Source organism: Nonomuraea sp. NPDC049649 (genome assembly GCF_040675175.1).
Taxonomy (GTDB): domain Bacteria; phylum Actinomycetota; class Actinomycetes; order Streptosporangiales; family Streptosporangiaceae; genus Nonomuraea.
The window spans coordinates 82,166-104,438 of record NZ_JBFAOH010000021.1 but is presented as its reverse complement, the minus strand read 5'-3'; the positions used below and the strand labels follow the sequence as shown (position 1 = coordinate 104,438).

Sequence of the window (22,273 nt, the reverse complement as noted above, 5' to 3'; positions counted from 1 at the left end):
TCTCGTACGATGAGAGCGTTTTTCGGCGTCAGCCGGGGACGCGCAGCACGAGCATGGCCACGTCGTCGTCGTTGTCCTCGGGCCGGACCTGGGTGAGGAGCGCGTCGCAGAGCGAGCCCAGCGGCCGGCGCGCCAGCGACCCGGCGACCTGGCTGAGCCGGGACAGCCCCTCGTCCAGGGAGTGCCGGGGCGACTCGATCAGGCCGTCGGTGTAGAACAGCACGGTCGAGCCCGGCGTCAGCTCGGCGGAGGCGTCCACGCGGTCGGGGCGCAGGCCGGTGCCGAGCAGGACGCCGTTCCCGCCCTCCAGGAAGCGGGCCCGCCCGTCCCGCTCCACCACGAGCGGCGGCGGATGGCCGGCGTTCGTCCAGGACAGCCGGAACCGCCCGTCGCCGGCGCGCTCCAGCCGGGCGAAGACGACGGTGGCCATCGTGTCCTCGGCCATCCGCGTCACCGCCTGGTCGAGCCGGTCCACGATGACGTGCGGCGGCTCCTCCACCTCGCCCGCGTAGGCGCGCAGCATGTTGCAGACCTGCGCCATCCCCGAGGCGGCGTCGAGGTCGTGGCCCACCACGTCGCCGATGACCAGGCCGACCGCGCCGCCGGACAGGATGAAGGCGTCGTACCAGTCGCCGCCGACCTGGGAGGCGTGCGGGGCGGGCAGGTAGCACGCGCTCATCTCGACGCCCTGCACGCGGGGCAGCCTCGGCAGCAGATGGCGCTGCATGGTCTCGGCGACCCGGCGTTGTCGCTCGTACAGTCGGGCGTTGTCCAGGGCGAGCCCGGCACGGCGGGCGATGTCCTCGACCAGCAGCAGGTCGGCGGCGGTGAACGTGCCCGGCTGGCTGGAGCGTCCCAGCGTCATGGCCCCGATCACCTCCCGCACGCCGCGGATCGGCACGACACACGCCGAGTGGATGCCGGTCGTCTCGAACAGCAGCCGCTGGACGGCCGCGACGTCGGAGCCGGGCGCCCCCTCGTAGTCCTCAGGGCCGATGAGCGCGGCGGCGACACCGCGCAGCGCCCGCGACAGCGGCATCGGCGACTCGGGCGGCACCGGCGGCATCGGCCCTTCCAGGTCCCGCTGACGCTGCACGGCGCCGCGCTCGTAGTGGACCACCGCGGCGCGCGACACCCCGCCCTCCTCGGTGCGCAGGTCCACCACCGCCCAGTCGGCCAGCAGGGGCAGCACCAGGTGGACGAGCTGCCGCAGCGTCTCCTTCTCGTCCAGGCTGGCGGTGAGCGTCGCGGTCGTCTCCGCGAGCAGGGCCAGCCGGTCGAGCTCGGACATGGACGCGGTGGCGGTCCTCGGCTCCTCCCCGGGATCCACCACGCCGCCCGGATGGAAGAGGATCAGCGCCCCCGCCGGGCAGGCGGTGACCAGCCAGGATATCTCCAGCAGGGAGCCGTCGCCGCGTTCGAGCCACTCCTGGTCGCCCTGCGCGGTGCCGCCGGTGATGAGCAGCTGCCGCATCGCGCACCGGCTCCTCGGCAGCCGCTCGCCGCCTATCCCCCGGTGCAGCAGGTCGTGGGCGTCCTTACCCAGCATCTCCCCGGCGGTGCGGCCCAGCAGCCGCTCGGCGCGGGCGTTGACGACGATGATCTCGCCCCGGTCGTCGACCGCGTACATGCCCGCGTCGCACTGCCCCCACGGATCATCTGGCACGCCCATGGCCGCCCCCTTTCATGCACCTCCTACCCAGGTGCGGCGAGTTCGTCAGCCGGACTTCTGACGTTGGGGGCCGGTTCAACCGGGCTTTCTAGCTTGCCCGATATGAAACGCGCACTGCTTGCTCTCGGCGTCGCCACACTGATCGCCGGCCTCGCCGCCCCCGCCGCCGCCGCCAAGCCCGGCCGCGCCACCCTCACCGGGTTCGCCTCGCTGCCCGCCGCGACCTTCGTACCGGACAGCGAGGCCTCGGGCACCGCGCTCGGCACGGACCCGATCAACGGCCTCACCCCGCCCTTCGCCGGCCAGCCCGTCCAGGGGTTCAGCGGCATCGTCGCCCGGGGCCGCGGGGTCTACGACGTGCTGTCCGACAACGGGTTCGGCGCCAAGGCCGACAGCGCCGACTTCCTCCTGCGTGTGCACCAGGTCAAGCCCGACTGGCGGACCGGCACGGTGAAGGTGCTCGGCGGCTTCCACCTCAGCGACCCCGCCGGGCACATCGCCTTCCCCCTCACCCGCGAGGACCGCCTGCTGACCGGGGCCGACTTCGACGTGGAGTCGATCGTCCGCGCCGCCGACGGCACCTACTGGATCGGCGACGAGTTCGGCCCGTTCCTGCTGCACTTCTCCGCCCGGGGCGAACTGCTGGAGGCGCCCATCGCGCTGCCCGGCGTCCAGGCCCCGGAGAACCCCTATCTGAACGGCGAGCCCAACCTGGGCCGCAGCAAGGGCTTCGAAGGCATGGCCCGCTCCCTGGACGGCAAACGGCTCTACCCGCTGCTGGAGGGCACGGTCAGCGGCGACCGTCCGGGCACGCTGCGGATGTACGAGTTCGACGTGCGCAAGCGGGCCTACACCGGCAAGCGCTGGCTCTACCCGCTCGACGACCCCGCCCACGCCATCGGCGACGCCGTCATCGTGGACCGCCACCGGTTCCTGATCATCGAGCGGGACGGCGCCCAGGGCGACGCGGCCCGCACCAAGAAGATCTACCTGGCCGACCTCCGCGACCGGAACCGCGACGGCGTCATGGACAAGACGCTCGTGGCCGACCTGCTCGACCTCGCCGACCCCAAGCGGCTCGGCGGCTCCGGCACGACCTTCCGCTTCCCGTTCGAGACGATCGAGGACGTGGCCATCCTCGACGACCGCACCCTCATCGTCGCCAACGACAACAACTTCCCGTTCTCCACCGGCCGCACCCCCGGCAAGCCGGACGACAACGAGTTCATCACCATCAGGCTCCCGCGCCCCCTGCACGCCGCCCCGGGCGCGATCCGCTGACCGCGTCTCACCGGCCGGTATGGGCGGTATACCGCGTCTATACCGGCCGTCCCTAGGCTGCCGGGCGACCTTGAAGACGAGTTTGAGGGGACCACCATGACGGGCGGCAGCGCGGCGGCCGCCTCGTCCAGCTTCGTCATGTCGAAGTGCAGCACGAACGGCAGAACCCTGACCGTGACCGTGTAAGCATGTCGCCCCCGTCAACGTGCACGGCCGAGAAGAGCGTCCCACAGCCGCGGACCCTCGCAGGACCACAGCGCGGCACCGGGTCCGACCGGTCGATGACCGTGAGGCGTTTGAAATCCTCCGCGAGCGTGGACTGATCACCACGAAGCCCGGGAGGGGATCCGTGGTCCTGCGGCGTCCCGGCGCTGCCGACTGACGCTCACATCCGCTGGCGTGGACAGATCGTCCGGGTGCACAATCGGCGGGTGAAGGCGTACGTCGGAGTCACCGACGGAGACTGGTATCGCTTCCTCGCGGCGCGCCCCTCGCTGACCGAGGCGAACTTCTGGCGGCCCTCCGGGAACGGCGAGTTCAAGGCGCTCCGGCCGGGCGAGCCGTTCCTGTTCAAGACCCATTACCCGCACAACCGGATCGTCGGCGGCGGCTTCTTCGCGCGCTTCGTCAAGTTACGCGTCTCCGAGGCGTGGGACATCTTCGGCGATGCCAACGGCGCCGCGACCCTCCGCGAGATGCGCGAGCGGGTAGGGCGGTATCGCCGTCAACCGGGTGAGGACCCCGTGATCGGGTGCGTGTTGCTGCGGGACACGTGTTTCTTCCCGCCGGACGCCGACGCCGGGCCTCCCCCGGCGTTCGCCGCCAACATCGTCCAGGGCAAGGGGTACGATCTCGCCACCCATCCGGACGCCCGGTTCTTCCACGAGGTCGTCGCCCGGCTGCTCGGCGGGAACGTGGAGGTCGATCTGTCCGAGCCGTGGCATCTGGGCGGCCCTGTGTACGGGGATCCGCGGCTGGTGCCGCAGCGGCTGGGGCAGCAGTCGTTCAAGGCCGTGGTGCTGGACGCCTATGAGCGGCGGTGTGCCATCACCGGCGACAAGATCCGGCCCGTGCTGCAGGCCGCGCACATCCGGCCCGTGCATCGGGGTGGCGAGCATCGGATCGACAACGGGCTGCTGCTCCGCTCCGACGTGCACACCCTGTACGACCGGGGCTATCTCGCCGTCGATCCCTCGTACAGGCTGATCGTCAGTCCCCGGCTGCGCGAGGAGTTCGGGAACGGGCGGCAGTTCTACGAACGGGCGGGCCATCAGATCGCCCTCCCCCGCCGGCAGCCGGACCGGCCGCGGCGGGAGGCCCTGGAGTGGCATCTGGACGAGGTCTTCCTCCGGTGAGCCGGCCCTTGAACGGAGTCGTCCGTACGAGCACGCTGGAGCCGTCACCACACCCCCTGGAGGCTCCTGATGTCAGCTCGCGACCTGATCGACCCCGAGAGCCGCGGCCCGCTGGACATGCTGCTCGAAATGATCCCCGGCGGCTTCAACAGCATCCCCGACATCGTCCGGCGGCGGGAGGTGGTCTCCGGTCTGCTCGCCGGGATGGAGGTGCCCGAGAATCCGAACGTGGTCAAGGAGGACCGGACCGTTCCCGGGCCGGACGGCGAGATCCCCGTGCGGATCTACCGGCCGGTCGGTGCGGCGGGGCAGCTGCCCGGCATCTACTTCATCCACGGCGGCGGCATGATCCTCGGTGACATCGACGGTGAAGACGCCACCGCCACGATGATCTGCGACCGGGTCGGCGCGGTGGTGGTCTCCGTCGGGTACCGGCTCGCTCCCGAGCATCCGCATCCGGCTCCTGTCGAGGACTGTTACGCGGGACTGGTGTGGACCGCGAAGAACGCCGCCGACCTGGGGATGGATCCGGCGCGGCTGGCTCTTTACGGTGGCAGCGCCGGCGGCGGGCTGGTCATCGGCGTCGCGCTGCTGGCGCGTGACCGGGGCGGGCCGGCGATCACGTTCATGATGCCGATCTATCCGATGATCGACGACCGGAACGAGACGCCGTCCAGTCACGAGATCACCGACGTGGGCCTGTGGGACCGGGCGGGCAACATCGAGGCGTGGGCCTGGTATCTCGGCGGGAAGGAGCCCGACCAGTACGCGGCCCCGGCGCGGGCCGAGGACCTGAGCGGTCTGCCGCCGACCTACATCGACGTGGGCACCGTCGACCTGTTCCGGGACGAGGACATCGCCTTCGCCCAGCGCCTCATGCAGGCCGGCGTGCCCACCGAACTGCACGTGAACCCGGGCAGCTACCACGCCTCGGAGAACTTCGCCGGGGAGGCCGCGCTCTCCCGGCGCATCTGGGACCAGAGAATCGACGCCCTCCGGAGGGCTCTCGCCTGACTTCGGCGTCTCAAGCGCCCCCGACGTCGAGATACCAGTAATCCACCTTCTCGATCGGCCGGACGGTTTCCCCCGGGGCGAGCTCGACGTATGAGCTCGCCCCGGCGCGCCGCACAGCGATACGGGGAATGTAAAGGCTGGACAGGTTGGTCGCCTCGAACAAGAAATGGCAGACCTTTCCGTCCTGCCAAATCATTTTCTCCAGCGCGGCCATGACGTCCTTCGCATGGCCTTCACCCCCCGGCGCACGGCTGGCGATGACATAGAAGTACAGCATTCTCGCCGCCTCGGCCGCGGCTCTCGATTCAAGGCGCTCGCAGAACTTCGGGTCAAGCCAGTCGCACTGACCGAGCCCCTCCATGAACAGCCCCACGCAGGCCGGCCTGCCCTGATCGAACTTCACCGCGATCCGGGTGTCGTCGTGGTACAGAGCCCGGAAGAAGACCTCCCGCGACTCCTCCATGACGACCGGATGATATTCACCCAGCCAGTCGAGCCGGCTGCCGCACAGAGCCCAGATCTCATCCGCCAACCGTGGATCACCGCGGAGTCTGGCCGCGCTCAGTATCGCCGTGTCCTCCGGGCCCGCCGTCTCCTCCGCACCGGCTCGATCGCGAGGGTGGACCGTGGCCGTGTAGGCGATCAAGGCGGCGGTGCTGTTCTGTGCGCGCGGGTCTTCGAAATCGCGTACGACGGACCGCGGAAAGAGCTTCACGAGTTGCTCTCTGTAGCCGGCGGTGTCACGGCTGTCGCTCTCGACGAGCACAGCGAACTCCTGCGGCATGCCGTTGATGACATCCGGGAGAAAAGACGGCGGAACAGCGAGCAGAAAGACATCGTCGCACGACGACAGCGCACGGATACGCCCACCGTCGTAGCCTGTCACATAGTCGATGGGACACAGAACGGGAATCAGCTGGTCACCCGCCAGCACCGTTCGCGGGTCACGGACCGCTGCCTCATATAACTCTTCGTCCCGTATCCCCAGCTTGAGAAAGGCGGTATTGAGACCGTCGCATAACTGTCGATATGAAGAGAAGCCGGTCATGCCTCCGATCATACGCACACCCTAAGGTGTACGACGTATACCGAGAAGGTGTACGTTGTACACCATGACAGTGGTCAACACGGCGGACCGCGTCGCCGAGGCCGCGCGGGCGATTCTCGCGGCCGAGGGCGTCGAGGCCGTCACCATGCGCCGGGTGGCCGACGCGGCCGGCATCACCGCCATGGCGATCTACAAGCACTATCCGAACCGTGAGGCGCTCCTGGCCGCCGTGGCCGACCGCGCATTCCGTGAGCTCGGGAAGACTTGGGGGAACCGCGACGGCGACTGGGAGACCCGGGCGCTGGGCCTGCTGGACGACTTCCTCGACTTCGCCCTCGGGAGGCCGCACCTCTACCGCTTCCTCATCACCGACCGGCGCGACCAGGCCCGGCGGTTCCCCGAGGGCTTCGAGGACGGCGCCTCACCGTCGTTCACGAAGATCGTCGCCCTGGTGGAGGAGGGCATGCGGGACGGCCTGCTGCGCCCGGACGACCCGCTGGAGGTCGCGATGACCTTGACGGCGGCCGGCCAGGGCCTGGTGCAGCTCTATCTGGGCGGCCGGATCGGGCTGCCCGAGGAGGAGTTCCGGGCGCTGTGCGTACGTGCGACGAGGAGGGTCTTCGACGGTGTCCGAGCGTAGGCCGCGCCGCTGGAGACGGCGGGCGTTCGTCGCGGCCGGGGTCGCCCTGGCCGTCCTGGTCACCGGGGCCGGGTACGGCGCCTGGTTAGGCAGCGACGAGGCGATCAAGGTGCGGCGATGGGGGCCGGGAGACCTCCTGGTCCTGGCCTCGGTCAACGGGACCGTGACCCTGCCGGACACGCCGGAGACCCGCAAGCCCGGCACATACTGGCTGGAGTGGAGCGGCGCCGGCACCATGCTCGGCGAGGTGAAGGCGCGGGAGGGCGGCACGGTGACCCGCGCCGTGCTGGACGGCCCGGTCCCGTCCACCGGCACCTCCGTCACCTTCACCAGTTCCCCTCCAGGGGATCCGGCGGTGGCGTGGGGCGTGGACTTCCGCGATATCCCGGTGGAGACCGAGCTCGGCCCCGCCCCGCCTGGTACGTGCCCGGGGACGTCTCCACCTGGTTCATCGGCGTGCACGGCCAGAACGGCCGGCGGAACGCCGTCCAGAAGGTGCTGCCCGTCGTGCACGAACGCGGCATGCCGTTCCTGGCCATCACCTACCGCAACGACGAGGGCGCCCCGGCCTCCCCCGACGGGCTGATCCACATGGGCGACACCGAGTGGCGGGACCTGGAGGCGGCCGTCCGCGCCGCGCGGAACGGCGGGGCGCGGCGGGTCGTCCTGTACGGCGTGTCCCTGGGCGGCGTCGTGATCGGGCAGTTCCTGGCGAGATCGCCGCTGGCGGAGTCCGTCACCGGGGTCATCATGGACGCGCCCCCGTACGACATGGAACGCGTGAGCGAGTACAACGCCGCCCGGTTCGGCATGCCCGCCTTCGCCGGGTGGCTGTCCAGCCGGGTGGTGGAGTGGCGTATCGGCATCGACCAGGACCGCCTCCACCTGATCCACCACCCGCCCAAGGTCAGGCCGCCGCTCCTGCTGCTGCACACCGACGCCGACGCCGAGGTCCCGGTGGCCTCCTCACGGGAGCTCGCCGCCGCCGGGCCGCGCCTGGACTGGAGCATCCGGTACGAGGAGTTCCAGGGCGGCGGCCACACCGAGGCGTGGAACGTCGACCGGCAGCGGTACGACCGGCTGGTGCGCGCCTTCCTGACCGAGCACGCCTAGGCCCCCGCCCAGCCGGTGACGGCGATGACCTCGCGCGCGATGTCGGTGACCGGGCGTCCGTCGGTCGCGATCCGTACCACGGAGGCGGGCGCGGCGGCGTCCAGGCGGCGGGCCATGGCCGCGCCGCGGGCCACGTGCGGCTCCAGCTGGCTGCCGATCTCACGGGCGGTGAGCCGCCGCCGGGCGGTCGCGTCGCCGGCGGTCAGGAGTACGGAGGTGATGCGCGGCGCGCCGCCCATGGCGCGGGCGATGAGGTCGGCCTCCAGGACGGACACGGTGTTGGTGTAGATCAGCCGCCGGTATCCGAGCGCGCCCGCACGTCCTCCGATGAGCAGCGCTTCGCAGACGGTCTCGTGCAACGGGCGGCCTCCATGCCGGTGCGGGGGCGCGATCCGGGTGATCGCGCCCCCTTCGCGGAGTCGCAGGCTATTCGGGCATCAGGACCTTGTCGATGACGTAGACGGTGGCGTTGCGGGTCTGGATGCCGGCGCAGGTCACGGTCGCGTCGTTGACGGTGAGGGTCTCACCCGACTGCTTGACGGTCAGCTGGCCGCCCTGGAGCGTGGTGAGGGGCTCGCCGGTCAGCTCGGAGGCCGTCTTCCGCCCTTCGACGACGTGGTATTCGAGGACCTCGGTGAGCTTCTCCTTGTCGTTCATGAGCGCGTCCCGCTGCTCCTGCGGGATGGCCTCGAACGCCTCGCGGTTGGGCGCGAAGACGGTGGCGCCCTCGGCGGAGTTCAGCTGCTCGGTCAGGCCGGACTGCTTCACCGCCTCCGCCAGCGTGGACAGGTCGGGCACCTGGCTGAGTGCCGTCCCCACCGGCTGGTCGGCGATCTGGGAGAGGTTGTTCTCGATCGCGGCACACCCCGGCCCGGTGGGGCTCTCGGTGGGTGAGGGCGCGGGCGAGGCGGCGGACGCGCCGGCGGCGCCCGTCATGGTGGCGGTGAGCGCCAGGCCTGCCGCGAGAAGCGTTCTTTTCACGATGGTCCCTCCTGTACTGCTGTACGAGCCATGTCACGACGTGAGCTGGCCCGAGGTTCCTCACGACAGTCTCGGCGGTCACTCCTTATACGGAAGTCGCTCATCGCCCAATGGGCCGCAAATCGCACATCCTGAACAGCCGGGCGGCGAGAGGGAGTCCTCCGACTTCTCGGGCAGCGCACGCGCGTTTCGTACGAATTAAGCGAGAGGCAGGGAATTTACGGAAAAGTCGCAGGATCACACGCCGGGAGGGTGGACGCCGGGCCACCCCCGGGCCGGTGCCGTCCTCGGGGTAGAGGCAACCCCCGGCACGAGGAAATTCTCCATCCGGAGACACCCTGTTGACTCTCCGTAATCGGTCAGCTACTAATCGAGGGGTCCGATTCTCCAGCCGAAAGGGACCTCGTGCTCAAGACCACCCTGATCGCAAGCGCCGCCGCCGGATGCCTCCTCGTCCTCACCACCCCCGCCGTGGCCGCGGTCCCGGCAGGCAACGCGCCCTCGTGCGTGGCCGTCTGGCAGCGGACGGGCACCGTCACCAAGACGGGCTACGCCAGGAACGACTGCGGCCGCAGGCTCCGGCTGAAGATCAAGTGGGCGCACGGCACCGACGGCCGGTGCTACACCGTCGACCCGGGCCAGACCATCTCCTCCAAGGTCTCGCGCGGCCCGCGCACCTTCGACGGCGCCGACCTCTGCTGACAGGCGACGGCCCGCCCGGCAGCGGGCGGGCCTCACGCCGGTCTGGCGAGGCGGGCGAAGGAGAGCACCACCACCGTCGACAGCAGCCAGCCCAGCAGGCCGGACAGGTTGAGCAGCACCGACACCAGCGTCCCGCCGCTGGTGTGCGTCTCCGGATACCACGTGGCCCGCTGGCCCAGCGACAGGAGCGGGATGACGGTGTCGACGGTGTAGAAGAGCGGGTCGAAGCAGCGCACCTGGCCGTCGCCGCACTCGTCGGGCCGGGGGCTCCGGGCCGACTTGGTGACGGTGGCGTCGTCCGCAGGCTCGGCGGCCTCGACGGTGACCAGCCGGCCGTCCGCCGCGTACACGTTCCCGCGCGGGTCGGTGGCCCGCAGCGTCTCCTGCACCGCCGGGGTGAGCAGCATCGCGTAGACGAGCACGAGCAGGGCGCCGAGCAGCCAGAGCACCCGGCCGGGCCGGTACCCGTAGCCGACGGTGAGGCCGTAGAGGGCGTCGCGGGCGCTCCTGACCCAGCCGCGCCGGGGGGCGCGGCGGCGCAGTTCCATGAGCAGGTGCTCGGCTTCGACCGGGCGGCCGTGCTGGCGGAACGTGCGGGCCGCCTGCTCGTACGGGCTCGCGTCGTACGAAGCCATGGACCGGAGCCAGTCACGGCGCTGCCGCCAGTCCCAGGCGTCGTCGAAGCGGTCGTACACGAAGCCCGAGATCGAGGTGTCGGCAGGCCAGCGGGTCGGGTCGTCGGCGAGGACCGTGGTGGAGGCGCCGGTCAGGTCGACCCGGGGCGGCACCTCGGCCCAGCGCAGGCGCATGCCCTCGCGCGTGCTGGCCGACACGGCCTTGATGCCGGCGGTGAAGGTGCCGCCGTCGCAGTCGAGCCGGCCTTCGGCTGCGCACCGGTTCAGCATGACCACGCCGTCCGCGGTGAAGCCGGCGCTGAGCAGGATGGGGCCGCGGATGAGCGCCTGTTCGAGGGAGAGCGCCTCGCCGCCGGGGTTGCGTAAACGGGCCCTGCGGGCGTTGACCACGCCGCCGACGGTCGCGGCGCGGAAGCCGACCCGGCCTCCGTCCGTCTCCGCCTCGCGCAGGTTGACCATGCCGTCGATGACGGCTCCCTGGGCGGAGATGACCGATCTGTCCTCCGGGTGGCTCCAGAGGGTGCCTTTCAGCGTGAGGTCGCCCCGGACGTGGGCTCCGGCCAGGCGGAGCGTGCCCTCGAAGGCCGCGCCCTCCTCGATGAGGAGCCCGGAGCGCAGTTCGGCGTTGGTGAGGTCGAGTGCCCGTCCGCCGGGGACGGTGAAGGTGCTCTCGCGGCTGATCTGGATGGTGCTGAAGGAGCCCATGCTGAGGTCCACGCCGCCGCTGATCCTGCACTCGCCCTCGATGCCGAGCGGCCCGCCGACGGCGAGGCCGGGGGCGCTGATGGCGGTGCCGGTGCTGCGGCCGCTGCTGTAGGCGGGGCCGGTGACCGGGCCGGTGGAGTCGATGGGGTCGATCGTGGCGTTCCTGATCAGGACATGTCCGGAAATGCGGGTGTTGCCGAGGTCGATGCGGCCCCGGACCAGCGGCCGCCTGCCGGTCTGGTCGTCGATCAGGAACACGCTGCCGCCGATCTCGGCGTCCCCCAGGTCGAGCGCCAGGTCCTGCTGCGGGCGGGTGAGGCTGGCGCCGGTCAGGTCCAGCGACCCCTGCACCCGCGCGCCGATGAGCCGCAGCGCGCCCCGCGCCTCGAACCGGTGGAGCAGCCGGATCGTCCCGCCGACGCTGATGCGGTCGGCCTGGATCGCCCGCCCGCCGGACTCGATGAGCGTGTCCAGGCAGAGCAGGCGCCCGCCGATCTCGGACTCGCAGAGCCACACCGCCGCCGTCGAGGACGTGCTGGCGGGCGTCCGCAGATCACCCGTGATGCGCGACCTGGACAGGTCCAGGTCGCGGCGGACCCGCAGGCCGTTGGCCAGCAGCCCGGGGACCGTGCAGCCGTCCAGCGCCAGCAGGTGAAGGTCGGCGCCGTCCAGGTCGAGCGGCTCGTCGAACACGCACCCGACGAACCGGAGCGGGAAGGGCACCGCCATCCCCGTCAGGTCGAGCCCGCCCGTGATCCTGGCCCCCTCGATCACCAGGCCGCGCGGGTCGATCTCCGCCGGGTCGCGCCGGCACACCTTCCGCACCAGGGCCGCTGCGACGGAGAGCCGCTCCCCGTCCGGCGCCCGGACGGGCTGGCCGTCCCGGCACGCCCGCAGCAGGGCCGCCTCACCGAGAGCCGTCACGACGGGGAGAAGATCGCGGGCATGGCCATGAGGCCAATCTAATGGCGAATGATCTCCGTGTCCCGAGGCGCCGCTCCCCCCGTACGGCTTGGCGACCCGCTCGTGGAGGTCTCGCAGCTCGGTGACCTTCGGGTATGGCGGCCGTCACCGGACCCGGGGCGGCGCCGGTCATCTTGGGCGGCTATCTTCCTCGTACGAAATCGACCTTGGAGGATCGGTGCGGGCGACCCTGCGGATGATCGGCGCGGGCCTGGCCGTGCTCGGCGGGATCGGTGTGGTGGCGGCGCTGTTCGTCCCGTGGACCTGGACCGGACGGTCCGGCGACGCGCCCGGATGGCAGACGCTGGCCGCCATCGCCGCCCTGGGGCCGGTGGCGAGCATCGGCGCGGCGCTGAGGTCCGGGCGGCGCCGCCCGGAGCCGGATCGGACGCCCTGGGTCACCGCCGGGTGCGCGCTGGTGGCGGGTGCGTTCGCCACCGGGGCCCTGCTGAGCATCCCCGTGGACCACGGCCTCGCGGCCGGGGGCCCGCTGGCCGTGCTCGGCTGCGCCGTCACCGTCACCGGCTGGCTGCTGCGGGGCCTGGCCGGTCGGGTGCCACTGCGCGGGGCACGGGTTCCCGCCGCCGTGGCGCTGGTGGTCGTGCTGGCGGTGGCGGCGGGGGCGGTGCCCGCGATCGGCTGGTACACCGACGGCCGGTTCGTGACGAGCACCACCACGGCGGCGCTGCCCGCGGTGCCGGACGGGCCGCCCGCCGAGCTGGGCCGGCAACGGTGGGAAGCCGCCGCGGAGCGGTTCGACCTGATCGTCGGGCCGGTGATGGCCGGGCGGTACCTGGTGCTGCGGGAAGGCATGGGCGTGCGGGCGCTGGACGCCGTCACCGGCCGGGGGCTCTGGTCCTACCAGCGGGCCGACGTCGCCAGGAATCACCGCTTCTCCGGCCTGACGGTGGCCGACGGCGGGCGGATGACGGTGCTGGCCTACACCTTCGTCGGCGGCAGCCTGACGGTGGCCCTGGACACCGCCACCGGCCGGGAACTCTGGCAGAGCCGGAGGAAGCGTGACGGCGGCGTGCCGCGCCTGCTGGACGGCGGCGATGTGATCCTCGTCGACACCACCCACCTGGGCGGGGACCTCATCGCGCTGAACCCCGTCGACGGGACGCCCGCGTGGACGTGGGAGACCGGGCGGCTGGACGGCTGCGTGGTCAGCCGGACGTCGGTGACGGTGGCCGGCCAGGTCGTCGCCGTCGCCGCGGACTGCCGGCGCGCGGCGGACCCCGCCCTGGTGATCGCGCTGTCCGCCGCCGACGGCGGGGAACGCTGGAGGTGGCGCGCGGAGGGACGGGTCAGCCATCCCATCCATGCGAGCCGGGACCGGATCTGGGTCTCGTGGATCACCTCGTCCGGGGGCAGGGAGGCGGCGCTGCTCGACGCGGGCACCGGCACGGGCACGGCTGGGCATCCCCTCACCGGCGAGGCTGTCGCGCGCATCCGGCTTCCGCTGCTGACCGGCGGCGTCGTCGTCTACCCGGGCGAGCCGGCCTTCGCCGTGGACGCCGCCACCGGGCAGGTCCGGTGGCGGCTGACGGAACCGGCCCGCCATACGACGGTCGACGCGGTGAGCCGCGACGGCGTCCTCTACCTGCTGGTGGCCCCGGCCGGGGACGACGACGCCCGGTCCGGCATGGAGTTGCTCGCCGTCGACGTCGCCACCGGCGAGGTGCGCGGCCGGCAGCCGTACGACCCCGCGGGCTGCGACGGGCGGTGCCGCTACGACGACGCCCGCGTCCTGGCCGGGCCCGGTCTGCTCGTCGTGGGGTCGAGGGAGCCGGACGGGTTCCGGGTCCGCGGCGTCGGCTGACGCCCGGCTCACCGGAGCAGGTCCCCGGCCTCCTCCAGCACCGCCTCCACCGGCACGTCGGCCACCCATGACACGTCGCACGCGCATCGGCGGGAGGCCGGGTGGAGCCCGTCGGCGCCGCAGGCCGGGCAGGCGGGGGTCCACGACACCAGCGGCCGGTGCCGGTGGCGGGAGAGCGGTCCGGCGTTGATGAGGTTGCCGCACCAGTAGATCCCGACCGTCGCCGTCCCCACCGCCGCCGCCAGGTGACGCGGCCCGGTGTCGTTGGCGACGACCAGGTCGCAGCGTTCGTAGAGGGCGGCCAGCCCGCCCAGGCTCAGCTTCCCGGCGAGCGGGAGAGCGGGACGGGTCATGGCCTCGGCCACCCTGGTCACCAGGTCGCGCTCCGCCTCCGACCCGGTGATCACCACCGGCCGGCCGAGCCGGTCCGCCACCGCCGCGAACCTCTCCGGCGGCCACTGCCGGCGCGGGTCGGTGGCGCCCGGATGCACGGCGACCAAACCCTCGGGCAGCTCGCCCAGCTCGGCCCGGTCGCGCGCGGTGACCGTCAGGCGCGGCTCGACGCGGCGGTTCTCCCCGCCCACCAGGGCGGCCACCTCCAGGTAGCGCATCGTCTCGTGCTGGAAGTGGAAGTAGCGCACCCACCGGTCGAGAGGCGGCGCGTCCGGGGTGCGCAGCCCCGCGGTCATCCGCGCGCCCAGCGCCAGCACGAACGGGTTGGAGTGGCGCCCGCCGCCGTGGATCTGGACCGCCAGGTCGAACCGCCGCTCCCGCAGGTGCTCCAGCACCTCGCCGGGCGCGCGGTGCCCCTCCTCGGCGGTGGACACGCCGGTGATCGGCGGCAGCGCGACGACCTCGTCCACCGGCCCCGGCCGCCCGTCGAGGAAGCCCTTGTGCCAGGGGCGGCCGAGCAGCGTGACCTCGGCGTCGGGGTAGGCGTCCTTGATCGCCTCGATGCCGGGCAGAGCCAGCAGGAAGTCGCCGATCGCGTTGGCCCGCAGCACCGCGATCCGGCGGACGCCGTCGACCACCGGGCTCACGGCTGATCCAGCACGTAGTCGTAGCACTCGGCGCGGCGGTCGGTCACGGTGGTCGGCAGCTCCAGGTGGTAGGCCCGGCTCGGCAGCAGCCCCGCTCCCCCGTACCGCTCCATCACGCGCAGCTGCGCCACCACGTCCTCGCCCGCGTGCGCGGGCGGCACCGACCGCCAGAACCCGAACCCGCCCAGCTCCACCAGCCGCTCCCGGTCGTACAGGACGCAGCCGCCGATCCACGCGACCTTGTACGGCCACCAGGGGCGTCCGTCGTCGGCCCGGCGCGCCAGATGCACGGGGTTGGCGGCGTTGTGCAGGAGATGGCGCTGCCAGGCGGGGCTGCCGCGGCGCACCCGCTCGGGCAGCACGCCGCCGTTCCACTCCTCGTAGGCGGTCAGCTCGTGCGGCCTGCGGTCGTCGAGGTACGACAGGCCCTGCACGGCGAACCCGACGAACCCGCACCCCAGCTCCACGGCCGCGGTCAGCAGGATCTCCAGCGCCGCCGGCTCCAGCCACACGTCGTCGTCCAGGTAGAGGGCGAACCGCCGCCCGGCCCGCTCCAGCAGGAACTGCCGCTGCTCGGCCAGCCCGCGCGGCGGCACGTGCCGCAGCACCTCGACCCGGTGGCCGCGGTGGCGGGCGAGACGGACCGCGGTGGCCGCCAGCGGGTCGTCCTGTACGGGCGTCGCCGACTGGTCGGAGATCACCACGCGGGCGCCGGTCACGGTCTGCGCCGCGAGGCCGGCCAGCGTGACCGACAGCGCGGCGGGGCGGTCCCTGGTCGGGACGAGCACGTCGAGGTCGGAAGCGTCGAGCACGGTTGCCGGGCTACCCCCGGGCCCGGGACGACAAACCGTGCGAACCCTCTGACCTGCACGTACGCTCGACCGCGTGCTCACCCTGCTGGCCCTGCGCGCGCCGCCTGATCGCGTTCGCCTGCCCGGAGGCGGGCCACCTGAACGGCCCGGACCCGCGCCTGCCGGAGCACGAGGTGACGCGGTGGTGCCGGCTGGTACGGTGCGCGGCCCGACGAGGCGAACCTGCTGCTCGCCCCTCCCCCGGCGCCACGATCGTCCACGCGGGAGCCGCGTACGGCAGCAAGCGGTGGCCTCCCGGAAGGTTCGCCGCCGTCGCCCGTGGACTCGCCGCCCAGGGCCACGACGTGGTCGTCACCGGCTCCGCCGCCGAGCGAGAACCTGGCCGCCAGCGTCGCCACCGAAGCCGGGCTGCCGGGCACGTCCTGCCTGGCCGGGCGCACCGGCCTCAGCGACCTGGCCGCCCTGGTGCACGGCGCCGCGCTCGTGATCAGCGGCGACACCGGCGTGGCGCACCTGGCCAGCGCCTACGAACGCCCCTCGGTGGTTTTGTTCGGCCCCGCCTCGCCGCGCCTGTGGGGTCCGCCGGACAAGCCGATCCACGCGGCGCTCCGGCACGGCGACGGCGAGCGCGAGGTCCTGGCCGACGCCCCCGGCCCGGCCCTGCTCGCCATCACCCCCGGCGAAGTGCTGGAGGCGGCGGCCCGGGTCCCCGGCCACTGATGCCGCTCAGCCGGGGGTGCCCAGGAAGCGGACGCGCACGGCGTTGCGGACGGGCTTGCCGTCTTGCTCGCCCGTGTACTCGCTGACCTTGACGTAGCCGTGCTCGCCGTAGAGACGCCCCAGCTCGGGACTGCCGGCCCAGTGGTCCAGGGCCAGCGCGGGAGCGCCGTGTGCCCGGGCGATGAGCCACGCGTGGACGGAATCCATCAGGGTCAGCAGGGTTGCGACGTCGTCGGGCGTCACCGTCCGCAGGTCGAATCGTGGCATCGGGCTCTCTGGGGGAGTTAGACTGCACCTGGCCCAACTAATTCAACTTTCTAAGGGTTAGATTGTCAAAGCAATCCAGGATCGAGGCGGTGACCAGCGCCGTTCAGGAACTGCAGGACGCCACCGACCTCATCGACGAGCTGGCGGCCCGGCGTCTCGGGGTCAACCGCACCGACCTGAGATGCCTCAGCCGGCTGACCGCGCGCGGCCCGCTCACCGCGAGCGAGCTGGCGGCCGAGGCCGGTCTGACCGGTGGCGCCACCACCACCGTTATCGACCGGCTGGAGCGGGCCGGTCTGGCCGAACGGACGCGTGACACGGCGGATCGCCGCCGGGTGCTGGTGCGGCTGACCGGACGGGGGCGGGGAGCCGTCCAGGAGATCTGGGGGCCGATCGCCGACGACGCCCGGGCCGAGCTGGAGAGGTTCAGCGTCGCCGAGCTCGGCCTCATCGAGACGTTCCTGCGCCGCGCGCTCCACAACCAGGCCCGTCACGCCGGCCGCCTGCGCGCGGGAGGCGAAGAGCCCGGCCGGATCGGCTGACCCGGGTGCGCGCCCGCTACGTGGCCGCCGGGGCCGTGCGGACGTGGTGGCGGCCGATGGGGAGCACCAGGGGGCGGCCGGAGACGGGGTCCTCGATGACGCGGCTGTCGAGGCCGAAGACGGTGCGGACGTTCTCCTCGGTGAGCACCTCGGCCGGGGTGCCGCTGGCGTGCAGGCGGCGTCCGGCCAGGGCGATGAGGTGGTCGGCGTAGCGGGCGGCGAGGTTGAGGTCGTGCAGGACCATCACGATGGTGGTGCCGCGGTCGCGGTTCAGGTCGGTCAGCAGGTCGAGGACCTCGATCTGGTGGCTGGCGTCGAGGAACGTGGTGGGCTCGTCGAGCAGGAGCAGGTCGGTCTGCTGGGCCAGCGCCATGGCGATCCAGACGCGCTGCCGCTGGCCGCCGGAGAGCTCGTCGACGGCCCGGTCGGCCAGGTCCGTCGTGCGGGTGGCCTCCAGGGCGGCCGCCACCGCGGCGTCGTCGGCGGCGGTCCATCGGGAGAAGACCCCCTGGTGCGGGTGGCGGCCCCGGCTGACGAGGTCGAGGACGGTGATGCCTTCGGGGGCGACAGGCGACTGGGGCAGCAGCCCGAGCGTGCGGGCGAGCTTCTTGGCGGGCGTGCGGTGCACCTCCTTGCCGTCCAGGACGACCCGGCCCTCGCGGGGCGCGAGCAGCCGGGACAGGGAGCGCAGCAGCGTCGACTTGCCGCAGGCGTTCGCGCCGACGACGACGGTGATGGCGCCGGGCGGCACGGCCAGGTCGAGAGAGGTGACGACGACGCGGTCGCCGTAGCCGAGCGTGAGGTTCTCGGCGGCGAGGGTGTGGTACGTGGTCAAATCGAGCCTCCGGCCCGGTGCGTACGGACGATCAAATAGACGAGGTAGGGCGCGCCCAGCACGCCGGTGATGACCCCGACCGGGAAGCGGGTGCCGAAGGCGAACTGGCCGGCGAAGTCGGCGGCCAGCACGAGCAGCGCGCCGACGAGCCCGGCCGGCACCAGCAGGGAGCCGCCGGGCCCGAGCAGCCGGGCCGCGATGGGGCCGGACAGGAAGGCCACGAACGCGATCGGCCCGGCCGCGGCGGTGGCGAAGGCGATCAGGCCGACGGCGGCGACGATCACCGCGACGCGGCTGCGTTCGACGCGGACCCCGAGCGCCGCGGCGGTGTCGTCGCCGAGCTGCATCGCCGACAGGTCGCGCGCCCGCGACAGCAGGACGGGGGCGAGGACGGCCAGCGCGCCGAGGACGGGCAGGACCTGCTGCCAGGTCGTGCCGTTGAGGCTGCCGGTCAGCCAGCGCATGGCCTCCTGGAGGTCCCATTCGGCGGCCCGCGACAGGACGTAGGCGGTGAGGCTCTCCAGCATCGCGGAGATGCCGATGCCGATGAGGATGAGCCGGGTGCCGGCCACGCCGTCGCGGAAGGCCAGCGCGTAGATCAGCATGGCCACGGCGAGCGCGGAGACGATGGCGAAGACCGACACCTCGGGCCCGCCCAGGGAGAACGAGACGATCGCGACGGCCGCCGCGGCGCTCGCGCCCGAGCTGATGCCGATGATGTCGGGGCTGGCCAGCGGGTTGCGGAGCATCGTCTGGAAGGTGACGCCGGCCAGGCCGAAGCTGAACCCCGCGGCTACGGCGAGCACGGCCCGGGGCAGCCTGAGCCGCCCGACGGTGAAGGTCGCCCCGGGCACCCGCTCGCCGAGGATGACGCGGACGACGTCTTCCGGCGGGTAGAAGGTACGCCCCGCCATCAGCGTCACCGCGAACCCGGCGGCGACGAGCGCCGCGAGCGTCAGGACGATGAGGAGGCGGCGGGAGGCACGCCGGCGGCGGCCCCGGGCGACGGCCTGGACGACGTCCGGCCGGGCGGCGGCGGGGGCGTTCACAGGTCACGTACTTTCTGGCGGCGGACGATGTGGATGAAGAAGGGGGCGCCGATCAGCGCGGTCACGATGCCCACCTCCAGGTCTTCCGGGCGGGCCGCCACGCGGCCGACCACGTCGGCGGCGACGAGCAGCGCCGCGCCGCCCAGCGCGGAGAAGGGCAGCAGCCAGCGGTGGTCGACCCCGGCCAGCAGGCGGCAGGCGTGCGGGACGACGAGCCCCACGAACCCGATCGGCCCGGTGACGGCGGTCGAGGCGCCGCAGAGCACGACGGCGCCGAGCGCGGCGGTGGCCCGGACGACGGCGACGCGCTCGCCCAGCCCGGCCGCGAGCTCGTCGCCCAGGGCGAGCGAGTTGAGCGCCCGCGCGCACAGCAGGCAGACGGCGAACCCGGCCGCCAGGAACGGCAGGACCTGCCCGATCCGCTCGTAGGACGCGCCGCCGACCCCGCCGATCTGCCAGAGCCGGAAGCCGCCCGCGATGTCGTTGCGGGGCAGGACGACGGCGCTGACGAGGGAGGCGAAGGCCGCCGCGGTGGCGGTGCCGGCCAGGGCGAGCTTCAGCGGCGTCGCTCCCCCGCGCCCCAGCGACCCGATCGAGTACACGAACACGGCCGCGGCGGCGGCCCCGCCCATCGCGACCCAGATGTACCCGGTCGGCGAGACGAGCCCGAAGTAGGCCACGGCGACGATGACGGCGAGCGAGGCGCCCATGTTGACGCCCAGGATGCCGGGGTCGGCCAGCGGGTTGCGGGTGACGCCCTGCATGACCGCGCCGGACACGCCGAGCGCGGCGCCGGTGACCACCGCGAGCAGGGTGCGCGGGATCCGCTTGGTGACCGCCGCCTCTTCGAGGGAGCGGTCGGCGCCGCCGAGCGCCGCCCAGACGTCGGCCCAGGCGACGTCGCGTGAGCCGAGGGCGACCGAGGCCACCATGAGCGCGGCCACGGCCAGGACCGCGACGAGCAGCCACAGCACCCGGACGCGGGCCGGACGCCGCACGAGGGCGGCGTCCGGGCAGGTGGCTGCGGCGGTCCGGGTCAGGGTCACTTGACCTTGTCCGCGGCCTCGGCGAGCGCCTTGACGTAGTCCTCCAGCACCCACGAGATCGACAGCGGGGTGGGGTTGGCGGCGGTGCCGAGCGGCGTGCTGCCGGGCAGCAGGTAGATCGAGCCGCGCTCGACGGCGGGGATCTTGGACAGCAGCGGGTCCTTGCGGATCTTCTCCAGCAGCTCGCCCTTCTCGTCGCCGTAGCCGGTGATGATGTCGACGTCGTCGAAGAGGTCGATCTGCTCGGCGCTGCGGGTCAGGGCGAACTTGTCGGTGTCCTTGGATGCGTCCGCGACGCTCGCCGGGATCTTCATCCCGAGGTCCTCGAAGAACAGGGTGCGGGTGTCGTGCGTGGTGTAGAAGCCGACCTGGCTCACGTCGTTGGGGTCGACGTGCGTCATGAACATGATCGACTTGCCCTTGAGCTGCGGGTGCTTGGCGACGGCGGCTTCGATGTCGCCCTCGATGCCGCTGATCAGCTTCTCGCCCTCGGCTTCGAGGCCGATGGCCTTGCTGTTGAGCCGGATGATCTCGCGCCACGGGGTGGCCCAGGGGGCGTCCGGGTACGCCACGACGGGGGCGATCTCGCTGAGCGTGTCGTAGTCCTGCTGGGTGAGGCCCGAGTAGGCGGCCAGGATCACGTCCGGCTTCGTGTCGGCGACGGCCTCGAAGTCGATGCCGTCGGTCTCGTCGAAGAGCACCGGGGTCTTGGCGCCGAGCTCGTCCAGGCGCTGCTTCACCCAGGGCAGGAGCCCGTCATCGTCGTCGTCGCCGAAGTTGGCCGCGGCCATGCCGACCGGGACGACGCCGAGGGCCAGCGGGGCCTCGTGGTTGGCCCAGTTCACGGTGGCCACCCGTTCCGGCTTCGCCTCGATGGTGGTCGTGCCCAGCGCGTGCTCGATCGTCATCGGGAAGGCGTCCGCGGCGGCGGCGCTCTCGGCGGGCTTGCTCTTGGCCGTGGTCTGCGTCGAGCCGCCGCAGGCCGCGATGCCCAGCAGGAGGGCGGCCGCGGCGAGGACGCGCAGGCGATGGGGGCGTTTCACTCCGTACTCCACTCTTGGGATCGGCACAGGCCCTGACGGGCGGCGCACCGTACTGCCGCAAGCCTCGCACTTAGGTAAGGCTTGCCTTCGCTCGGACTCTAAAAGAGGAGAGGAGCTGTCGCAATCATCCGTTCAGGACACCGGCTGTAGCGATCGGGACATCGGCCCCGCCGCTCAGCCGACGCGGAACGCCCCCGGCGTCAGCCCGGTCGTCCGCCGGAAGGCCGCGCCGAACGCGCTCGCCGAGCGGTAGCCGACCTGCTCGGCCACGGCCTCCACCGCCCAGCCCCGGCTGAGCAGCGTGACCGCGTGCTGGGCGCGCACGGTGGCGACCCAGCGCGCGAAGCTGGTGCCCGTCTCGGCGTTGAAGGCCCTGGTGATCGTACGGGCGCTCACGCCGAGCCGGGCCGCCCAGTCGGCGAGCGTACGGGGGTCGCCCGGATCCTTCCTGACCGCTTCCGCGATCGGCCGGAGCAGATCGGAGGTGGGCACGTACACGAGCAGCTCGTGCGGGGAGGGGGCGAGCACGTCGAGCACCATCGCCTCGGTCACCTCCCGCGACCGGGAGGGCAGCTCCGGGTCGGCCAGCCGTTCCAGCAGCAGCCGGAGCAGCGGCGTGATCTCGACGCCGACGGGCGCGGGCGAGATCGGCGTCATCGTGCCGTAGCCGAAGAAGGCGGCGCGGCACCAGGTGCCCGCGACCGCGGAACCGGAGTGGAGCGTGCCCGCCGGCATCCACAGGCCCAGGGCCGGGGTGATCGTCCAGACGCGCGAGCCCACCACGGCCGTGGACGCGCCCCGCTCGTTCCAGAGCAGCTCGTGGAAGGGGTGGGAGTGCTCGTTCCAGGTGGTGTCGCGGGTGAAGGACTCGCTCCAGTCGAGGATGGTGAACGCCGTCTCCACCTGGCCCGGCGCGAGGACGGGCAGCGTGCGCGTCTCCCCGGTCGCGGCGGACCGGGGGCTAGGGGACGGCATGCGTTCACTATAG

22 protein-coding genes and 1 pseudogene are annotated in these 22,273 nt (G+C 72.5%); 10 read left to right on the top strand and 13 right to left on the bottom strand.

Features of this window, described 5'->3' with window-relative positions:
* Positions 1–28: 28 nt before the first annotated feature.
* Positions 29–1,672, bottom strand: coding sequence for a SpoIIE family protein phosphatase (locus AB0J42_RS24670; RefSeq protein ID WP_364298222.1), 1,644 nt, complete (start codon positions 1,670–1,672; stop codon positions 29–31).
* Between the two features lie 102 nt (positions 1,673–1,774).
* On the opposite strand from AB0J42_RS24670, the gene AB0J42_RS24665 reads away from it, so the two are divergent.
* The 3 genes from AB0J42_RS24665 (at position 1,775) to AB0J42_RS24655 (ending at position 5,322) form a co-directional block, all read left to right on the top strand.
* The gene (locus AB0J42_RS24665; protein WP_364298220.1) at positions 1,775–2,953 is read left to right on the top strand and encodes an esterase-like activity of phytase family protein; all 1,179 of its coding nucleotides are present in this window, start codon (positions 1,775–1,777) and stop codon (positions 2,951–2,953) included.
* A gap of 431 nt (positions 2,954–3,384) precedes the next feature.
* A complete protein-coding gene (locus tag AB0J42_RS24660; protein WP_364298218.1) occupies positions 3,385–4,308 on the top strand; it encodes an HNH endonuclease in 924 nt (307 codons plus the stop codon).
* Between the two features lie 69 nt (positions 4,309–4,377).
* A complete protein-coding gene (locus tag AB0J42_RS24655; RefSeq protein WP_364298216.1) occupies positions 4,378–5,322 on the top strand; it encodes an alpha/beta hydrolase in 945 nt (314 codons plus the stop codon).
* A 10-nt stretch (positions 5,323–5,332) separates the two neighbouring features.
* Here AB0J42_RS24655 and AB0J42_RS24650 read toward each other — a convergent pair whose 3' ends face one another.
* Positions 5,333–6,370 (bottom strand): hypothetical protein, encoded by a 1,038-nt coding sequence (locus AB0J42_RS24650; protein ID WP_364298214.1) that lies wholly within the window; start codon positions 6,368–6,370, stop codon positions 5,333–5,335.
* A 64-nt stretch (positions 6,371–6,434) separates the two neighbouring features.
* Here AB0J42_RS24650 and AB0J42_RS24645 point away from each other — a divergent pair, with 64 nt between their 5' ends.
* Together AB0J42_RS24645 and AB0J42_RS24640 are read left to right on the top strand one after the other, a co-directional pair.
* Positions 6,435–7,010, top strand: coding sequence for a TetR/AcrR family transcriptional regulator (locus AB0J42_RS24645; RefSeq protein ID WP_364298212.1), 576 nt, complete (start codon positions 6,435–6,437; stop codon positions 7,008–7,010).
* 423 nt (positions 7,011–7,433) lie between these two features.
* Positions 7,434–8,123: a prolyl oligopeptidase family serine peptidase gene (locus tag AB0J42_RS24640; protein WP_364298210.1), complete on the top strand. Its 690-nt coding sequence runs from the start codon at positions 7,434–7,436 to the stop codon at positions 8,121–8,123.
* On the opposite strand, the gene AB0J42_RS24635 is transcribed toward AB0J42_RS24640, so the two are convergent.
* Together AB0J42_RS24635 and AB0J42_RS24630 are read right to left on the bottom strand one after the other, a co-directional pair.
* Positions 8,120–8,482 carry a hypothetical protein gene (locus AB0J42_RS24635; protein ID WP_364298208.1) on the bottom strand — a complete coding sequence of 121 codons (363 nt, stop codon included), beginning with the start codon at positions 8,480–8,482 and terminating at the stop codon, positions 8,120–8,122. The two genes, AB0J42_RS24640 and AB0J42_RS24635, sit on opposite strands and share 4 nt — an antisense overlap.
* A gap of 67 nt (positions 8,483–8,549) precedes the next feature.
* Positions 8,550–9,104 (bottom strand): fasciclin domain-containing protein, encoded by a 555-nt coding sequence (locus AB0J42_RS24630; protein WP_364298206.1) that lies wholly within the window; start codon positions 9,102–9,104, stop codon positions 8,550–8,552.
* Between the two features lie 405 nt (positions 9,105–9,509).
* Between AB0J42_RS24630 and AB0J42_RS24625 the strand changes: the two genes are divergently transcribed.
* On the top strand, positions 9,510–9,806 hold the full coding sequence (locus AB0J42_RS24625) for a hypothetical protein (protein WP_364298204.1): 297 nt from the start codon (positions 9,510–9,512) through the stop codon (positions 9,804–9,806).
* A gap of 32 nt (positions 9,807–9,838) precedes the next feature.
* Here the strand turns inward: AB0J42_RS24625 and AB0J42_RS24620 are convergent, their stop codons facing one another.
* Positions 9,839–12,070 carry a hypothetical protein gene (locus AB0J42_RS24620; protein ID WP_364298202.1) on the bottom strand — a complete coding sequence of 744 codons (2,232 nt, stop codon included), beginning with the start codon at positions 12,068–12,070 and terminating at the stop codon, positions 9,839–9,841.
* A gap of 217 nt (positions 12,071–12,287) precedes the next feature.
* Between AB0J42_RS24620 and AB0J42_RS24615 the strand changes: the two genes are divergently transcribed.
* Entirely contained in the window at positions 12,288–13,931 is a 1,644-nt protein-coding gene (locus AB0J42_RS24615) for a PQQ-binding-like beta-propeller repeat protein (RefSeq protein ID WP_364298200.1), read from the top strand.
* A gap of 8 nt (positions 13,932–13,939) precedes the next feature.
* Here AB0J42_RS24615 and AB0J42_RS24610 read toward each other — a convergent pair whose 3' ends face one another.
* Positions 13,940–14,971, bottom strand: a complete 1,032-nt coding sequence (locus tag AB0J42_RS24610) for a glycosyltransferase family 9 protein (protein WP_364298198.1) — start codon at positions 14,969–14,971, stop codon at positions 13,940–13,942.
* Complete coding sequence (locus tag AB0J42_RS24605) at positions 14,968–15,783, bottom strand: glycosyltransferase (protein ID WP_364298196.1); 816 nt, start codon at positions 15,781–15,783, stop codon at positions 14,968–14,970. The genes AB0J42_RS24610 and AB0J42_RS24605 overlap by 4 nt, the downstream gene beginning before the upstream one ends.
* A gap of 173 nt (positions 15,784–15,956) precedes the next feature.
* Between AB0J42_RS24605 and AB0J42_RS24600 the strand changes: the two are divergent.
* Both AB0J42_RS24600 and AB0J42_RS24595 read left to right on the top strand, forming a co-directional pair.
* Positions 15,957–16,109: pseudogene (locus AB0J42_RS24600) on the top strand (glycosyltransferase family 9 protein); the annotation flags it as partial.
* Complete coding sequence (locus tag AB0J42_RS24595; protein WP_364298194.1) at positions 16,102–16,503, top strand: glycosyltransferase family 9 protein; 402 nt, start codon at positions 16,102–16,104, stop codon at positions 16,501–16,503. The pseudogene AB0J42_RS24600 and the gene AB0J42_RS24595, both read left to right, overlap by 8 nt.
* Before the next feature lie 6 nt (positions 16,504–16,509).
* Here the strand turns inward: AB0J42_RS24595 and AB0J42_RS24590 are convergent, their stop codons facing one another.
* Positions 16,510–16,770 carry a hypothetical protein gene (locus tag AB0J42_RS24590; protein ID WP_364298192.1) on the bottom strand — a complete coding sequence of 87 codons (261 nt, stop codon included), beginning with the start codon at positions 16,768–16,770 and terminating at the stop codon, positions 16,510–16,512.
* A gap of 89 nt (positions 16,771–16,859) precedes the next feature.
* Here AB0J42_RS24590 and AB0J42_RS24585 point away from each other — a divergent pair, with 89 nt between their 5' ends.
* Positions 16,860–17,312 (top strand): MarR family transcriptional regulator, encoded by a 453-nt coding sequence (locus AB0J42_RS24585; RefSeq protein ID WP_364298190.1) that lies wholly within the window; start codon positions 16,860–16,862, stop codon positions 17,310–17,312.
* A gap of 16 nt (positions 17,313–17,328) precedes the next feature.
* On the opposite strand, the gene AB0J42_RS24580 is transcribed toward AB0J42_RS24585, so the two are convergent.
* The 5 genes from AB0J42_RS24580 to AB0J42_RS24560 form a co-directional block, all read right to left on the bottom strand.
* On the bottom strand, positions 17,329–18,147 hold the full coding sequence (locus AB0J42_RS24580; protein ID WP_364298188.1) for an ABC transporter ATP-binding protein: 819 nt from the start codon (positions 18,145–18,147) through the stop codon (positions 17,329–17,331).
* Positions 18,144–19,196, bottom strand: a complete 1,053-nt coding sequence (locus AB0J42_RS24575) for an iron chelate uptake ABC transporter family permease subunit (protein WP_364298186.1) — start codon at positions 19,194–19,196, stop codon at positions 18,144–18,146. Before AB0J42_RS24575 ends, AB0J42_RS24580 begins: the two co-directional genes overlap by 4 nt.
* Complete coding sequence (locus AB0J42_RS24570) at positions 19,193–20,236, bottom strand: iron ABC transporter permease (protein ID WP_364298256.1); 1,044 nt, start codon at positions 20,234–20,236, stop codon at positions 19,193–19,195. Before AB0J42_RS24570 ends, AB0J42_RS24575 begins: the two co-directional genes overlap by 4 nt.
* A gap of 2 nt (positions 20,237–20,238) precedes the next feature.
* Complete coding sequence (locus tag AB0J42_RS24565; RefSeq protein ID WP_364298184.1) at positions 20,239–21,285, bottom strand: iron-siderophore ABC transporter substrate-binding protein; 1,047 nt, start codon at positions 21,283–21,285, stop codon at positions 20,239–20,241.
* 174 nt (positions 21,286–21,459) lie between these two features.
* Positions 21,460–22,260 (bottom strand): AraC family transcriptional regulator, encoded by an 801-nt coding sequence (locus tag AB0J42_RS24560; protein WP_364298182.1) that lies wholly within the window; start codon positions 22,258–22,260, stop codon positions 21,460–21,462.
* Positions 22,261–22,273 lie beyond the last annotated feature (13 nt).

Bases quoted from the DNA above. Each gene is read 5' to 3' on its own strand.
- AB0J42_RS24645 (WP_364298212.1), top strand. From the start codon at position 6,435: ATGACAGTGGTCAACACGGCGGACCGCGTCGCCGAGGCCGCGCGGGCG.
- AB0J42_RS24655 (WP_364298216.1), top strand. From the start codon at position 4,378: ATGTCAGCTCGCGACCTGATCGACCCCGAGAGCCGCGGCCCGCTGGAC.
- AB0J42_RS24650 (WP_364298214.1), bottom strand. From the start codon at position 6,370: ATGACCGGCTTCTCTTCATATCGACAGTTATGCGACGGTCTCAATACC.
- AB0J42_RS24560 (WP_364298182.1), bottom strand. From the start codon at position 22,260: ATGCCGTCCCCTAGCCCCCGGTCCGCCGCGACCGGGGAGACGCGCACG.
- AB0J42_RS24665 (WP_364298220.1), top strand. From the start codon at position 1,775: ATGAAACGCGCACTGCTTGCTCTCGGCGTCGCCACACTGATCGCCGGC.
- AB0J42_RS24590 (WP_364298192.1), bottom strand. From the start codon at position 16,770: ATGCCACGATTCGACCTGCGGACGGTGACGCCCGACGACGTCGCAACC.
- AB0J42_RS24670 (WP_364298222.1), bottom strand. From the start codon at position 1,672: ATGGGCGTGCCAGATGATCCGTGGGGGCAGTGCGACGCGGGCATGTAC.